14 protein-coding genes are annotated in these 16,415 nt (G+C 36.7%); 9 read left to right on the top strand and 5 right to left on the bottom strand.

Features of this window, described 5'->3' with window-relative positions; all coding sequences use genetic code 11:
* The first annotated feature begins 2 nt into the window (after positions 1-2).
* The 8 genes from AC5YGB_RS02730 to AC5YGB_RS02695 all read left to right on the top strand — a co-directional run bounded on the left by AC5YGB_RS02730 (position 3) and on the right by AC5YGB_RS02695 (position 8,980).
* The gene (locus tag AC5YGB_RS02730; protein ID WP_496137725.1) at positions 3-1,022 is read left to right on the top strand and encodes a ribonuclease D; all 1,020 of its coding nucleotides are present in this window, start codon (positions 3-5) and stop codon (positions 1,020-1,022) included.
* Positions 1,022-1,627, top strand: a complete 606-nt coding sequence (gene rsmD / locus AC5YGB_RS02725; protein WP_496138006.1) for a 16S rRNA (guanine(966)-N(2))-methyltransferase RsmD — start codon at positions 1,022-1,024, stop codon at positions 1,625-1,627. Before AC5YGB_RS02730 ends, rsmD begins: the two co-directional genes overlap by 1 nt.
* Complete coding sequence (coaD, locus tag AC5YGB_RS02720; RefSeq protein ID WP_496137724.1) at positions 1,624-2,106, top strand: pantetheine-phosphate adenylyltransferase; 483 nt, start codon at positions 1,624-1,626, stop codon at positions 2,104-2,106. Before rsmD ends, coaD begins: the two co-directional genes overlap by 4 nt.
* Before the next feature lie 74 nt (positions 2,107-2,180).
* A complete protein-coding gene (gene dnaK / locus AC5YGB_RS02715) occupies positions 2,181-4,088 on the top strand; it encodes a molecular chaperone DnaK (protein WP_496137723.1) in 1,908 nt (635 codons plus the stop codon).
* A 70-nt stretch (positions 4,089-4,158) separates the two neighbouring features.
* Positions 4,159-5,262 carry a molecular chaperone DnaJ gene (dnaJ, locus tag AC5YGB_RS02710; RefSeq protein WP_496137722.1) on the top strand — a complete coding sequence of 368 codons (1,104 nt, stop codon included), beginning with the start codon at positions 4,159-4,161 and terminating at the stop codon, positions 5,260-5,262.
* A gap of 73 nt (positions 5,263-5,335) precedes the next feature.
* On the top strand, positions 5,336-6,616 hold the full coding sequence (gene eno / locus AC5YGB_RS02705; RefSeq protein ID WP_496137721.1) for a phosphopyruvate hydratase: 1,281 nt from the start codon (positions 5,336-5,338) through the stop codon (positions 6,614-6,616).
* 79 nt (positions 6,617-6,695) lie between these two features.
* The gene (locus AC5YGB_RS02700; protein ID WP_496137720.1) at positions 6,696-7,943 is read left to right on the top strand and encodes a CNNM domain-containing protein; all 1,248 of its coding nucleotides are present in this window, start codon (positions 6,696-6,698) and stop codon (positions 7,941-7,943) included.
* A 47-nt stretch (positions 7,944-7,990) separates the two neighbouring features.
* Positions 7,991-8,980, top strand: a complete 990-nt coding sequence (locus AC5YGB_RS02695; RefSeq protein WP_020024913.1) for a putative transporter — start codon at positions 7,991-7,993, stop codon at positions 8,978-8,980.
* Positions 8,981-8,983: 3 nt separating this feature from the next.
* Here AC5YGB_RS02695 and asd read toward each other — a convergent pair whose 3' ends face one another.
* Both asd and AC5YGB_RS02685 read right to left on the bottom strand, forming a co-directional pair.
* A complete protein-coding gene (asd, locus tag AC5YGB_RS02690; protein WP_496138005.1) occupies positions 8,984-9,745 on the bottom strand; it encodes an archaetidylserine decarboxylase in 762 nt (253 codons plus the stop codon).
* Positions 9,746-9,792: 47 nt separating this feature from the next.
* Positions 9,793-11,496 carry a proline--tRNA ligase gene (locus AC5YGB_RS02685; RefSeq protein WP_496137719.1) on the bottom strand — a complete coding sequence of 568 codons (1,704 nt, stop codon included), beginning with the start codon at positions 11,494-11,496 and terminating at the stop codon, positions 9,793-9,795.
* A 41-nt stretch (positions 11,497-11,537) separates the two neighbouring features.
* Here AC5YGB_RS02685 and AC5YGB_RS02680 point away from each other — a divergent pair, with 41 nt between their 5' ends.
* Positions 11,538-12,173: a site-2 protease family protein gene (locus tag AC5YGB_RS02680; RefSeq protein ID WP_496137718.1), complete on the top strand. Its 636-nt coding sequence runs from the start codon at positions 11,538-11,540 to the stop codon at positions 12,171-12,173.
* Here the strand turns inward: AC5YGB_RS02680 and AC5YGB_RS02675 are convergent.
* The 3 genes from AC5YGB_RS02675 to gatA are packed head-to-tail and all read right to left on the bottom strand — an operon-like array spanning position 12,165 to position 16,414.
* Positions 12,165-13,550 (bottom strand): protein adenylyltransferase SelO family protein, encoded by a 1,386-nt coding sequence (locus AC5YGB_RS02675; RefSeq protein WP_496137717.1) that lies wholly within the window; start codon positions 13,548-13,550, stop codon positions 12,165-12,167. The two genes, AC5YGB_RS02680 and AC5YGB_RS02675, sit on opposite strands and share 9 nt — an antisense overlap.
* Complete coding sequence (gatB, locus tag AC5YGB_RS02670) at positions 13,534-14,961, bottom strand: Asp-tRNA(Asn)/Glu-tRNA(Gln) amidotransferase subunit GatB (protein ID WP_496137716.1); 1,428 nt, start codon at positions 14,959-14,961, stop codon at positions 13,534-13,536. Before gatB ends, AC5YGB_RS02675 begins: the two co-directional genes overlap by 17 nt.
* Before the next feature lie 13 nt (positions 14,962-14,974).
* On the bottom strand, positions 14,975-16,414 hold the full coding sequence (gene gatA / locus AC5YGB_RS02665) for an Asp-tRNA(Asn)/Glu-tRNA(Gln) amidotransferase subunit GatA (protein WP_496138004.1): 1,440 nt from the start codon (positions 16,412-16,414) through the stop codon (positions 14,975-14,977).
* Position 16,415: the final 1 nt, after the last annotated feature.

Raw genomic sequence — 16,415 nt, 5'->3', positions numbered from 1 at the left:
TTTTGATAAAAAACAACAAACAACTAGAAAAATATTTAAATAATATCAAAGAGGAATCTATTCTTGGTATCGACACTGAGTTCAGGAGGATTGACTCCTATTCGCCTGAATTGTGTTTAGTTCAGATTGCCTCAAAGAATCATCTAGAGTGCATAGATGTTCTTTCAATAAATAATCTAGAACCTTTATTTGATAAGCTATATGATGGCAAAACAATATGGGTTATTCATTCTGCAAGGCAAGACATAGAGGCGCTTTATTATTTATCTAATAGGGTCCCAAGCCATCTCTTCGATACACAAATTGGTGCATCATTTTTAAATTATCCCATACAGGTTTCATACCAGGCGATTACAGAAAAACTTCAAAATATTTTCTTAGAAAAAAAATTTACTCGCTTTGATTGGAGAAAACGTCCTCTTCCCAATGATGTTTTAAAATATGCGCTAGACGATGTAAAGTACTTATTACCAAACTATAGAATTCTAAAAAAAGAGCTATTTAATCAAGGAAAACTGAGTTGGGCCGAAGAAGAAGTACAATTTTTATTGAATAAGAATACTTACGAGCCTAACTATAGACAAATTTTAAAAAAAACAAAGGGTATTAACAAAATTTCGCATAAAAATCAAGAAAATGCCTTTAAATTAATCCACTGGCGTGAATCAGTTGCCCAAAAAGAAAATAAACCTCGTAAATGGATTATGTCAGATGAATCATTAATTGATTATGCTAATGGCCAAATGAAACTTTCAGACAGTAAAAATAAACTTTTTGAAAATTTTTTAAGAAAAAGTAAATTCAAACCTGCACTTGAATATTCATTGGCTGCCAGAAAACCTCTTACAGAGAGTGAAAAATTGTTAAAAAATCAGCTTAAAGATAAAATCAATCTCTTGTCTACTAAATATGCCATTCCTTCTGAGCTGTTATGTTCTTCAAAAAATCTTGTGAAGCTAATAAAGGGAGATAATACTTTATCGATTCAGAGTGGCTGGCGTTCAGAATTATTTAAACTTTAATCTTATTTTATTTCAATCTCAAAAATACTATCAAAACAAATACCTTTAAAATTATTTCAGGAAACCTAAAGGGAAGAAAATTCCATTTTCCAGATTCAGATGGTTTGCGTCCTACTTCAGGAAAAACAAAAGAAACACTCTTTAATTGGCTTCAGTTTGGTATTGCTGGAAAAACTGTTCTAGACCTTTTCTCTGGAAGTGGTGCTTTGGGTATTGAGGCAATTTCTAGAGGTGCAAAAAAAACATTTTTAATAGAGAAAAATATTAAAGTATTTAAAAGCCTTAAATCAAACCTTGAACTCATAGGTTCAAATAGATTTGAACTGGTTAACAAAGATGCAATTAAGTACCTTGAAAAACTGGAACATGATGCATTCGATTATATCTTTCTAGATCCTCCATTCAACCAACAAATACTACCTTTGGTTCTCAATTTACTTTCTGAAAGGAAACTTATCAATTCAAATAGTCAAATTTATATTGAATCTGAGTTTCAAATAACAGAAGAATTTTTAGGTAATAATTGTGACTATGAATGTAAAATTGACAAAGAAAAAAAATCTGGCAACGTACACTTTTGCTTAATAAGTTTAGGAGTCTTATGAAAAAAATTGCTATTTATCCTGGATCCTTTGACCCTATTACTAATGGCCATATTGATCTAATAAAAAGAGCATCTAAACTATTTGATGAAGTTATTATTGCTATAACTCAAAATGCCAACAAATCAAGTTTTTTATCAATAGAGCAAAGAGTAAGTGCCGCTGAATCCTCAATTAGCTCTCTTGGTAATACTAAAGTACTCAGTTTTAACTCACTTCTTGTAGACTTTGCTAGTGAACACAACGCTCAGATAGTAATTAGAGGCTTAAGAGCTGTATCAGATTTTGAATATGAATTTCAATTGAGTGGAATGAATAAGAGGCTTAACCCTGAAATTGAAACCCTCTTTATGACGCCTTCAGAAGAATTTGCAAACATCTCCTCATCTTTAGTACGTGAAATCCTCTCTCTGGGAGGAGACATCAGTTTATTTGTACCCAATCAGGTCAAAGAAATACTTCTAGACACAGTCCAAAAATAATTTCAAATATACCTTGAAATTAGATTTTGTACCCTTAAATAGGGAGTATACAAAAAATACAAGGAGTAAATAAAATGGCAAAAATTATAGGAATTGATCTAGGAACAACTAATTCATGCGTTTCAGTTATGGATGGTGGTGTTGCGAAGATTATTGAAAATTCAGAAGGAAACCGTACAACCCCTTCAATTATTGCGTATCCAAAAGATTCTGATGAAATATTAGTGGGTCAGCCTGCAAAGAGACAAGCTGTAACCAACCCTGAAAATACACTTTATGCTATTAAAAGATTGATTGGCCGCCGCTTTGATGAAGAAGCAGTTCAAAAAGATATTGATCTAGTTCCATATAAGATTATCAAAGCTAAGAATGGAGATGCTTGGGTTGAAGTCAAAGGCAAAAAAATGGCTGCACCTGAAATATCTGCTCGTGTCATTCAAAAAATGAAGCAGACAGCCGAAGATTATTTAGGCTCTGAGGTTACTGAAGCCGTAATTACAGTTCCAGCTTATTTCAATGATTCTCAGCGTCAAGCGACTAAAGATGCCGGGAAAATAGCTGGCTTAACAGTAAAAAGAATTATCAATGAGCCTACTGCAGCTGCTTTGGCATATGGAGTTGATAAAACAACAGGTGATAAGAAAGTTGCTGTCTACGATTTAGGTGGTGGAACATTTGACGTTTCAATCATTGAAATGGAAGATATTGATGGTGAAAAACACTTTGAGGTTTTGTCTACAAATGGAGATACATTCTTAGGTGGTGAGGATTTTGATCAAAGAATTATTAGTTTTCTTGTTGAAGAGTTTAAGAAAGAACAAGGGCTCGACTTAGCAAAAGATGCCATGGCTCTTCAAAGATTAAAGGAAGCTGCTGAAAAAGCAAAAATAGAACTCTCTTCTTCTGAACAAACAGAGGTTAGTCTTCCATATATTACTGCAGATGCGTCTGGTCCTAAACACCTCAACATCAAAATGACAAGGTCAAAACTTGAGTCACTTGTGGCAGACCTACTCAAGCGCTCAATTGATCCTTGTAAAACAGCACTAAAAGATGCAGGCCTATCAAGCGGCGATGTTGACGAAATCATACTTGTGGGTGGACAAACTAGAATGCCTAAAGTTCAGCAGATGGTTAAAGATTTCTTTGGTAAAGAGCCTAAGAAGGATTTAAATCCAGATGAAGCTGTTGCTATGGGTGCTGCTATTCAAGCTGGTGTTTTAGGTGGTGATGTTAAGGATGTGTTACTTCTTGATGTAACACCGCTTTCACTTGGAATTGAAACAATGGGTGGAGTTATGACAAAGTTGATTGAAAAAAATACAACAATTCCAACTAATCAATCACAAGTTTTCTCAACTGCTGCAGATAATCAATCTGCTGTTACAGTTCATGTTCTTCAAGGTGAGCGTGACGTTGCTAGTGCTAATAAGTCTCTTGGTCAGTTTAATCTTGAAGGTATTGCTCCAGCTCCTAAGGGCCAGCCTCAAATTGAGGTAACTCTTGACCTTGACTCAGATGGTATTTTGAATGTATCTGCTAAAGATAAGAATACTGGCAAAGAGCAATCAATCACAATCAAATCTTCGAGCGGTCTTTCAGATGAGGAAGTTGATAAAATGATTAAAGATGCTGAAGCTCATGCTGATGAAGATAAAAAGTTTCAAGAGCTTGTTTCTTCGAGAAATATGGCTGATTCTCTTGTTCATTCGACTAAACAAACTCTCGAAGAGCTAAAAGATGAGATATCTGATGATGAAAAAAGTGCAATCGAAGGTGCTTTAACTGATCTAGAGGAAAGCATCAAAGGTGATGACAAAGAAGCTATCGATGCGAAAGTACAAAATCTAAGCGAAAAAGCGCAAGTATTAGCTCAAAAAGCACAAGAAAAAGCTGAAGCTGATGGAAGTGCTGAGGCAAGTTCAGATGCTAGTGATGATGTAGTAGATGCTGACTTTGAAGAAGTTAACGAAGAAAAGTAAGTAGTTTTATTTGCTGATTTAAAAAAACCTTCCGTGTTCTGCACGGGAGGTTTAATATTTTAAGGGAAATATGTCAGAAAGAGATTTTTATGAAGTTTTAGGTGTTGATAAAGGGGCTGATGAGGCCAAAATTAAAAAAGCCTATAAGCGCCTTGCTATGAAATATCATCCAGACCGTAATGCGGATGACAAGGCTGGTGCAGAAAAAAAGTTTAAGGAAGTCCGTAAAGCTTATGACGTTATTTCAAGTCCGCAAAAAAGATCAGCTTATGATCAATTTGGGCATGCAGGCGTTGAGCAAGGTGGTCAGGGCTTTGGTGGTGGTAACCCATTCGGCGGCGCTGGAGGCTTCGGTGACATTTTTGGTGACATTTTTGGTGGCGGTAATTCAAAACCAGATAATAGAGGCTCAGACCTTCGATATGATCTAGAAATTGATTTAAAACAAGCTGCTGATGGTGATACAGTCAAAATAAGAGTCCCAAAAAATGATACTTGTGACACCTGCTCTGGAAGCGGCGCAAAACCTGGAACTCCTGTTAAAACTTGTGGAAACTGTCGTGGGACAGGTCAAACGACAATGCAGCAAGGTTTTTTCGCTGTCCAGCGTCCTTGCAATCAATGTAATGGGTCTGGTGAAAAAATTGAATCTCCTTGTGGAACCTGTCGTGGTCAGGGCGTTGTTAGGAATCAAAAAACTCTATCTGTAAAAATCCCAGGAGGTGTAGACACTGGTAATCGAATAAGACTGAGTGGTGAGGGTGAGGCAGGATTACGCGGAGGTCCTCATGGTGACCTGTATGTTCAAATTCATATCAAAGAGCATGCTATATTTGAGCGCGATGGGAATGATTTGTATTGCGAAGTTCCAATTGATTTTGCAACCTCAGCACTTGGTGGATCGATTGAAGTGCCTACACTCAAAGGTAAACTAAAAATCAACGTTCCAGCAGGCACACAAACCTCTAAACTTTTTAGGTTGAGAGGTAAAGGCATGCCAGCAATGAGGCATAGTGGTTCTGGTGATTTACTGTGCCAAGTTAAAGTTGAAACTCCTGTCAATTTAAATTCTAAACAAAAGAAGTTGTTAAAAGACTTTTCTAACTCTTGTGAGGCCAAGCATCACCCTGAATCTGACTCATTTTTTGGTAAAATGAAATCATTCTTTGAGTAACTCTGAAACAATTTGTAACAAAGAATCAATTGTTCAACTATAAAATTTCTTTTTTTAACTTATAAGCCTCAAAATGAAGATTCAAAAAATTAATGCGCGTGAAGTATTAGATTCAAGAGGAAATCCTACTGTTGAAGCTGATGTAACCTTAACTAATGGCATTGTTGGTCGAGCCATCGTCCCTTCAGGAGCCTCTACAGGTCAAAGAGAGGCTTTAGAGCTTAGAGATGGAGACAAAAATCGCTACCTTGGTAAAGGTGTTCTTAAAGCAGTTAATTTTATAAATACCGAGATAAATTCTGCTCTTCAAGATCTAGAAGTATCAAACCAAAAAATGATTGATCAGACAATGATTGATTTAGATGGTACAGAAACAAAATCAAGACTTGGTGCAAACTCAATACTAGCGGTATCTCTTGCATGCGCCAAGGCAAATGCTAAATTTCAAAACCAATCTCTATTTCGTTCATTTAATTTTTCAAAGTCTTTCAAATTACCTGTTCCAATGATGAATATTATTAATGGCGGCGAACATGCCAATAATAGTGTCGATATTCAAGAATTTATGATTATTCCAGCGGGCGCTCCCAGCTTCAAAGAGGCACTTCGGTATGGCACTGAAATTTTTCATCATTTAAAAGCTGTCCTTGATAAAAAAGGGCTTAATACTGCTGTTGGCGATGAGGGTGGCTTTGCACCCGATCTGAAATCTAATGAAGAGGCGCTAGAGGTCATTATTGAAGCAATTAAAAGTGCTGGATATACTCCTGGAAAAGATATTTTTATTGGCATTGATGCAGCAAGCTCTGAGTTTTATAAAGATGGAACTTACAACTTATCATCAGAAGGTTTAAAGTTAACAAATACTGAGTTTGTTGACTATCTTGCATCATGGGTCAAAAAATACCCTATTATCTCAATTGAAGACGGTATGGATGAAAATGATTGGGAGGGCTGGAAAATGCTTACTCATAAATTATCAAATTCAGTTCAACTGGTTGGTGATGATCTTTTTGTAACTAATAGTGAGATTCTTGCTAAAGGAATTGAAAATAATATCGCAAACTCAATACTTATTAAAGTAAATCAAATTGGTACGCTTACTGAAACATTTGACGCGATGAAGATGGCACTTGATGCAAATTATACATGTGTGATGTCGCATAGAAGTGGTGAAACTGAAGATACAACAATCGCTGATCTGGCAGTTGCGACAAGTTGTGGTCAGATCAAAACAGGATCCTTATCTCGCTCAGATAGATTAGCAAAATATAACCGCCTTCTCAGGATTGAAGAGGAATTAGGAAGTATGGCGATCTATCCTGGGCTTAATTCTTTTGATAATTTCCGATAATAGTCATACCTGCTTGTTTTAGTCCATTAAGTTGATTTAAGGTTAAAATATAATCTCATTGACTATTTTGGATAACTGATTGGAATCGCTGTCGACTTTTTGGCTAAGTTTTATACTCTTTATTCTTATTATTGCTTCGGCATTCTTTTCTGCATCTGAAACTTCGATGATGGCGCTCAATCGCTATCGACTCAAGGCTCTAAGTGCAAAGAATAATGCTCAAGCTAAAAGAGTGGAAAAACTTCTAAACAAAATTGATTACTTGATTGGAGGCATTTTACTTGGCAACAACTTTGTCAACATACTTGCGGCAAGTATTGCAACACTTCTCTCTTTAAAACTATTTGGAGAGGGCTCAGTAATCATCGCCTCATTAGTTCTGACTTTAGTCATTCTAGTATTTGCAGAAAATACGCCAAAGACTTTTGCAGCCAAAAATCCTGAAAAAATTGCATTGCCTGCGTCTTGGATATTAGAGATACTAATAAAAATTTTCAAACCTCTGATCTATCTAATATCAGTCATCTCTAAATTTATTTTAAAGTTACTTGGACTTAAAAATGTTAGTAAAGATATTTTAAATTCTGAAGAACTCAGAATGGCTGTCAAAGATTCAAAATCGCAAATGTCAAAGAATTATCAGAGCATGCTACTCAATATTATTGATCTTGAAAAAGTAAAAGTTGAGGATATTATGATTCCACACCATGAGTTAGTTAGTGCTGATGCCAATGATGAAGATGAATTATTTGAGCAATTTAAACGAATTCAACACAACCGTCTACTTCTCTTTGAAGGCTCAGAAAACAATATTATTGGAACAATACATATGAGAGATATACTCAATATCTATGCCAAAGAAGAAATTAATCTTAATAAAATTAAAGAATTTATTAGAGAGCCTTATTTTATTCCTGAAGGTACTCCTCTATCCCATCAACTAGAGCACTTTAAAAAACAAAAAAGAAGGCTGGGAATTGTTGTTGATGAATATGGTGAGGTTAAAGGAATGGTTGTTTTGGATGACATTCTGGAAGAAATAGTTGGACAATTTACATCGTCTCAGGGAGAAACTATTGAGGAAATTCAGAGTCAGAATGATGGAAGCTATTTAGTTGACCCAAGAGTAAGCATTAGAGAGATAAACACAGAGCTCAATGTTAAATTACCTTTTGAAAGTGCAAAAACTCTCAATGGATTAATCTTAGAGCAGCTTCAAAGCTTTCCTCAGCATAATTTATCTCTAAAAATTGACTCATTAATCATTGAAATTATTCAGGTAAGCAAACAGGGCATCAAACTAGTTAAAATCACAAAAATAAATTAGGTATTATCTAAATTTTAAATCAGCAATATCAAATAAAAGGACATTAAATGTTTAAATTTTTTACACAAAAAAAATGGTTTCTTTGGGCCTATCTTGGCTCAGCAGTCATCCTAACTTCATTGTGGCTTTCTGTACAGATTGATGTTCAGATAAATGAGTGGTTTGGTGGATTCTATGACATGATTCAGAAAGCTCTTGCTGAGCCTAACGCAATAACAATGGACGAGTATATGGGTGGTCTATGGAGTTTTGCAAAACTTGCGGCTATGTGGATCGTTCTAGGCCTTGCAACTTCATTTCTAACCTCGCACTTCCTATTTAGATGGCGAGCGTCGATGGTTGAGTTTTATCATAGTGTCTATGATAAAGCACGAACTATTGAAGGAGCATCACAGCGTGTTCAAGAGGATACTATCAGATTTTCTAGAATTATGGAAGGCTTGGGAACCAGTCTTATTGAATCTATTATGGTACTCATTGAGTACTTCCCATTATTAATGGGATTGTCAGTCGGTATTCCTATTTTATGGTTCGGTGATTGGGAGTATGGCCTAGTGACTGGTGCTTTAATCTGGGCAGTTGGTGGAACACTCCTGATGATTGGATTAGCATGGGTATTAAGACTTGTTGGTATTGAGTATGACCTTCAAAAAAGAGAGGCTGCCTATCGAAAAGTTCTCGTAATCGCGGAAGATGATGGAACAGTTAGGCCAAAGACACTTAATGAACTTTTTGAGGGTGTAAGGCTCATTCACTATAAGAGCTATTTGTATTATTTGTATTTTAATATTGGTAGATTGGCTTATCTTCAAGTTAATGTTCTAGTTGCATACATTGTTCTTGCACCTGCAATAGTTGCGGGAGTAATGACTTTAGGGGTTATGCAGCAAATAATAAGGGCTTTTGGAAGAGTAGAGGGCTCTCTTCAATATTTATTTAATTCATGGCCTACTATTATTGAGCTTGCCAGTGTCTACAAACGCTTGAGAGAGTTTGAGGGTCAGATTGAATCAATGACCGAACTTGAAGCAAAATAGTTTTTAAGTAATAGATTGTCCCATCTTAAGCGCTTGGCCTTCCTCAAGGCTTAAGTTGGGAAAGTCAATTGGCATAAGAATGATTACAGTTGAACCCATATTGAAGCGGCCCAATTCATCCCCTTTTTCTAGTCGAATTTTCTGATCCATATAATTATAGTATTTAACTGATTTAGAGTATGGAGGAGTTATTTGTCCCTCCCACGAAGTCTGCATTGATCCAACAAAAATTGCACCGACCAATATAAAAGCCATCTCACCAAATTCAGTATTAAAAAAACAGACTAACCTTTCATTACGGGCAAAAACTTGATCTATACTATTAACAGTTCTCTGGTTCACTGAAAAAAGGTCACCTGGAATATACTTCATCGAAACTAAGTCACCATCGCAGGGCATATGAATACGGTGGTAATCCTTTGGTGATAAATAAATTGTCGTAAAGCTATTAAAGTAAGCAGTATCGATAGATTTATCATCAAGTAAAGCGGATACTGAGTATTTTTTACCTTTAGCTTGGACTATCTCAGACTTGTTAATTTTTCCAGCCTGTGAAACAACACCATCTACTGGTGAAATAACTGGCAAGCTTGAGATTGGTCTTGAGGTTTTTTTAAGGGACCTTGTAAAAAAATCATTAAAGTGTTCATAATCTTTAACATTTTCTCTCTCAGCTTCACTCAAATTAACTTTATAGGTAGCAACAAACCAATTAGTAAAACTATTTTTTAACCATGGGGTCTTGATTCTGGCAAATCGAAACATCAACCTCGATAAGAGGTGCTGTGGCAAGAGGTATTGTAGAAAAATCACTAATCAAGCTTGTCAATAATAAAACTAACTGCCTCGTTAAAGTCAATTTCTACTTTATCAGGATGCACTCTAGATTTATATTCTATTTTCCCATTATCAGCATGAGTATCACTGATTACGAGGCGATGAGGAATGCCAAGAAGTTCAGAGTCAGCAAACATAATGCCAGGTCTCTCCTTACGATCATCAATTAAAACATCAATATTTTGATCTACACAGTCCATATAAAGCTGGTCTGCTAATGCTTTAACGCGAGATGATTTATTGTAATTTATTGGGACTATAATTAGCTCAAATGGAGCGATTGCTTGCGGAAAAATAATACCTCTATCATCATTATTTTGTTCAATACTCGCTGCGATAATTCGAGTTACACCAATGCCATAACAACCCATATTCATATTGACTGCCCTTCCATCTTCACCAATTACATTAGCTTTCATAGAATCTGAGTACTTAGTTCCAAGTTGAAAAATATGGCCAACCTCGATACCTCTTTTAATTTCTATCTTGCCGTTTCCATCAGGCGATGGATCTCCAGCAACAACATTACGTAAGTCGGAAGCAATAATCTTTTTCGAGTCTCTTCCCCAGTTGACTCCAATATAATGATCATTATCTCTATTAGCGCCACATACAAAGTCTGATAAATGGGCTGCTGCGTAATCGACAAAGATTGGAATATTCAGATTTACAACTCCAATAGATCCAAAAGAGCAGCCTAACTGCTTCAGAACTTTACTCTCTTCGGCCATTTGCAGGGGATTTTTAACACCATCCAACTTAGCGGCTTTGACTTCATTAAGCTCATGATCACCTCGCAAAACAAGCGCAATAAGATTATCATTAGTTCCTTCAACAATCAGCGTTTTTATTGTTTTTTGTGGACTAATTTTTAACAAATTGCAGACATCATCAATTGTTTTGACTCCAGGTGTATGAGCAATTTCTAATTCTTGATTGGGGGCCTGGGGTGAGCTTAAAGGAAGCGTTTCAGCCCTTTCAATATTTGCAGCATAACTTGAGCCATCAGAAAAACAAATGGCATCCTCACCTGACTCAGCAAGAACATGGAATTCATGAGAGCTGTCACCACCAATAGCTCCAGAGTCAGCTAAAACAGGTCTATAATCCAAACCCAATCTGTCAAAAATATTACAATAAGTCTGATGCATAACTTGGTATGTCTCAGCCAGTGATTTTTCATCTATATGAAAGGAGTAAGCATCTTTCATAATAAACTCTCTGGAGCGCATAACACCAAAACGAGGCCTTATTTCGTCTCTAAATTTTGTTTGGATTTGATAGAAGTTGATAGGTAGCTGCTTATAGCTTCTTAAATACTGCTTAGCTATATTGGTAATTACTTCCTCATGTGTTGGGCCCATGCAAAAATCTCTTTCATGCCTATCCTTAAAACGAAGCAACTCAGGCCCATATTCTTCCCACCTCTTTGATTCCTGCCATAGCTCAGCGGGCTGCGCAACTGGCATCAATAACTCTAATGCCTTTGATTTGTTCATCTCCTCTCTTATGATTTTTTCAACTTTATGAATAATTTTCAAACCAATGGGTAGATAAGAATAAAGACCAGATGCTAATTTAGATATGAGGCCAGCTCTTATCATTAATTGGTGAGATATGATTTGGGCATCGTTAGGTGCCTCTTTCACTGTAGAGATTAAAAAATCACTGCTTTTCATATAAAATGAGTTTATATCAATAAATAATTCGATTTTACCTAATGCCTGATTTTCAAACTTTATTAATTTATATTATTCCATTGGTTTTTGCAATCACACTTCATGAGGCAGCTCATGGCTGGGTTGCCAGTATTTTGGGTGATCATACTGCAAGAATGATGGGGCGAGTTACCCTAGATCCAACCAAACACATCGACCCAATAGGCACCATTGCTATTCCACTCGCTCTATTACTTTCATCTTCTGGTTTTATCTTTGGATGGGCTAAACCAGTCCCCATTAATTTTAATGCGCTAAGATCTGGAAAATCTGGAATGATTTGGGTTGCATTGGCTGGGCCAGGTGCTAATTTATTGATGGCTATTGGCTGGCTAATAATAATGATTATTGCAATCAATATGAATATACCAGTATTAATTGAGATGGGCCGTGTAGGGATACTTGTGAATTGTGTTCTTGCTGTATTCAATCTCTTGCCTATTCCCCCATTGGATGGCTCTAGAGTTATTAGCGCCTTATTGCCTAATCGGCTCTCATATCAATATAACCAATTAGAGCAGTATGGTCTTTATATACTCCTAGGCCTAATGTTTTTAGGGGGCTTTAACTATTTAGTAAGACCTATGGTTGAATTTCTTTTAAGCTGGTTTCAGTATGCCTTAGTTATCTTAAGATGAACAACTTAATTCAAGGTTTTGAGCCCATTTCGGTGTCTCACTATCGTATGACTCATACCCTTCATGCTCTGCAAAGGGAGCCCTAAGAAGCTTAAAGAGAGAATCAATCTCAGCATATTCATTGCGATCTTCCGCCCTTCTTATCGCCACTTCAGCTAAATAATTTCTTAGAATATATTTTGGATTTACCTCATTCATCAAGGCGTGCCTTTGGTTTGGATCTTCTATTTCAATCTTAAGGCGCTTATGATAGTCTTTAAACCAGGGATTAAATGCCTTGCCTAAGGAGCTTTGATCATCATTGGAAAGTAGTCTGATTGACTGATGATAATCTTTTTTATGCGTATAGAGGAGTTCTAAAAAATTATTGATTATGGCATTATCACTTTCATCCTGGACAGCAAAGCCAAATTTATTTCTCATTAGTAGAGAATATTCTTTGACTAGGATTTTCTCATACATTGATAGCGCTTCTTTTAACTGCTCTTTCTCTATAAGTATTTTCAGAGTATCTGCAAGTCGATGCAAGTTCCATAGTGCAACAGATGGCTGCCTCTCAAAGGAATATCGACCCTGCGTATCTGAATGGTTACAAATAAAGCCTGGATCATAGGCCTCCATAAAACTGAATGGCCCATAGTCAATAGTCAAACCTAAAATAGACATGTTGTCTGTATTCATCACGCCGTGAGAGAAGCCCTGAGCTTGCCACCTTGCAATCATTGTTGCGGTAGACTGAATAACCTCACGAAGCATACCCAAGTAATCACCTTGCTTAACATTTGGCATGTAATGCTTTATTACAAAATTAGCTAATTTTTTAACATTTTTATTTTGTCCTAAGGACGAAAAATATTCAAAGTGTCCAAATCGAATATGGCTTTCAGCCACTCGCGTTACAATGGCAGCAGGTTCAACATGCTCTCTATAGACTTCTGAACTACTGGCAACAATTGCCAGGGCTTTCGTAGTAGGGATATTTAGACCCTGCATCGCAATAGAACATAGATATTCACGGATGCTTGACCTAAGTACTGCACGACCATCGGCACCTCGAGAAAATGGAGAAGTTCCAGCGCCTTTTAATGATAATTCATTACCCTCTAATTCTCCAATTAGGCACGAGCGGCCATCTCCAAGTTGGGGTACAAAGTAGCCAAACTGGTGGCCAGCATAAACAGTTGATACGGGACGTTCTTGACCTAACTTCTTATCTCCAGAACAAATCTCTAAAAACTCCTGGTCCGTTATATTTAAGTTTAATGCTTGCTTTAAACTTTGATTGACATGGATTAAAGAGGGATTTTCAAGTCTTTGAGTTTGAATATGCGCAAAGAAATCAGCACCTAAATCCTTAAATTTAAGAGAGTTTTTCATTTAATATTTGGTTAACCTGTTTAGGGTTTGCCTTTCCTTGTGTAGCCTTCATGACTTGGCCAACAAAAAAACCTAGAAGCTTGGAATTTCCATCTTTAAACTGCTTAACTTGACTGAGGTTGTCAGAAATTATATCATCAATGATCAACTCTAAGGCACTGGAGTCAGTCATTTGCTTAAGACCTTGCTTCTCAATAATTTCATCAACACTTCCATTACCTTCCCACATCAGCTTAAAGACATCTTTAGCAATTTTTCCAGAGATTGTATTGTCAGTAATTCTTGAGATTAACACAAATAATTCATTTGAAGATATTGGAGAATTATTAATTTCGACTTGGTTTTTATTTAGAGCTGCAGAGAGCTCACCCATGACCCAGTTAGCAGAGAGCTTAGCGTCTGCGCCTTTATTGATTATTGTTTCAAAATAGTCTGCAACCTCTTTTTGAGAGGTTAAGATTTCGGCATCATATGCGCTCAAACCTAATTTATCAACAAACCTTAATTTCTTTTCAGTAGGCAATTCGGGTAGTGATTTTTTAATGTCTAAGAGGAGTTCATCACTAACAACTACTGGAAGAAGATCGGGATCTGGGAAATACCTGTAGTCATTCGCTTCTTCTTTAGAGCGCATAGATCTGGTTTCATTTTTAATTGAATCATAGAGCCTTGTCTCTTGAACTACTGAACCTCCCTCCTCCAAGATATCAATCTGTCTTTCTACTTCAAGATTGATAGCTTTTTCTAAAAATTTAAATGAATTTATATTTTTAAGTTCTGCTCGAGTCCCAAGCTTATCGCCGTGCTTTCGAACTGAGACATTCGCATCACATCGAAAAGACCCTTCCTGCATATTGCCATCACAAATATCGATGTATTGAACTAAAGCGTGTATTTTCTTAGCATAAGCAACAGCTTCCTTTGCAGTGCTCATATCAGGCTCTGATACAATCTCTAGTAAAGGGGTGCCGGCACGATTTAGATCGATTGCTGTAAATTCATCATACATATCATGAATTGATTTTCCTGCATCCTCCTCAAGGTGAGCACGAGTAATTCCGACTATTTTATTTTCGCCATTCTCTAAAGAGATATCTATGACACCATTTCCAACGATTGGAATTTCAAATTGTGAAATTTGATAACCCTTTGGAAGATCTGGATAAAAATAATTCTTACGAGCAAAAATAGAGTGCTTGTTTATCGTTGCATTGACAGATAAACCAAACCTGAGAGCCATTTTAACAGCCTCCTGATTAAGAACTGGAAGAACGCCAGGGTAGCCAAGGTCAACCGCACATGCTTGCGTGTTTGCTTTTGCACCAAAGGAGGTAGATGCACCAGAAAAAATTTTTGATTTAGTTTTTAACTGTGAATGTATTTCAAGCCCAATTACCGTTTCCCATGTCATAAATAGCTCCTCATTACTCAACTGAAGATGCATTATGCCAATCAGTTACCATTTGAAACTGATGTGCAGTATTAAGTAATAATTCTTCAGACCAATGGTTACCAATTAATTGAAGACCAACAGGTAAATTATCTGAAAATCCAGCAGGAATACTCATGCCTGGAAGTCCTGCTAAATTAACTGAAAGCGTATAGATGTCTGCCAAATACATAGATACGGGATCTTTAACAGAGCCTAAATCGAAGGCTACTGTAGGAGAAACCGGACCCATGACAACATCAACTTCTTTGAATGCTACTTTAAAATCTTCACTTATGAGCTGACGGACTTTTTGAGCTTTAAGATAATAAGCATCATAATATCCAGCAGATAGTGCATAAGCACCAATCATAATTCTTCTTTTGACTTCATCACCAAAGCCTTCAGAGCGAGATCTCAAATATAGGTCAGTTAAATCTTTCGGGTCACCACATCGGTATCCATACCTGACGCCGTCGAACCTTGAAAGATTTGAAGAGCACTCACATGGGGCAACAATATAGTAAGCAGGAATTGCATGAATTGAATTCGGCAATGACACTTCAATAATCTCAGCTCCCATAGCCTGATAATCATTAATAGCATTCATCACTACTTTTTCAACACCCTTGTCTAAACCCTCTGAAAAATATTCTTTAGGCAGTCCAATCTTAAGCCCTTTTAATGACTTTGATAAATTTTGAGTGTAATCAGGTATAGGTATATTAGCACTAGTCGAATCTTTTGAGTCAAAACCAGCCATTGCATTTAGAATAATTGCAGAATCCTCAGCCGTTCTCGTCATTGGGCCTGCTTGATCCAAGCTCGAAGCATAAGCTATCATTCCATAACGAGAAATCCTGCCATAGGTTGGCTTGAGTCCTGTTATGCCACATAAACTAGCCGGTTGACGAATACTGCCACCTGTATCTGTTCCAGTAGCAAAAGGAGAAATACGAGATGCAACTGCAGCAGCAGAGCCTCCTGAAGAGCCGCCAGGCACTTTTTTTGTATCCCATGGATTTTTTACAGGTCCATAATATGAATTTTCATTGGATGAGCCCATCGCAAACTCGTCCATATTAGTTTTACCAAGCATAACCATATTTTGAGTGTTTAGCTTATCACTTAGGGTTGCATCATAAGGCGAAATAAAAGAGTCCAGCATCTTTGACCCTGCACTGGTTTTTATGCCCTTTGTACAAAAAATATCTTTGTGTGCATAAGGTATTCCAGTCAGGCTTGAAGCATTCCCTTTGGCCAATATTGAATCTGCCATTTTTGATTGATTGATGGCCTGTTCACTGGTGACCGATATAAAAGCGTTTAACTTTGAATTATCAATTCGATTTAGATAGTGCTGAGTGAGCTCTAAAGAAGAGAAATCTCTATTTTTTAGCCCTTTAATTTGCTCAGCAATAGTTAGATTATGCAGC

The sequence above is a fragment of the Candidatus Pseudothioglobus sp. uisw_142 genome, assembly GCF_059512465.1.
The sequence above is the reverse complement of the archived record's forward strand: the minus strand, read 5'-3'. Positions and strand labels throughout refer to the sequence as shown.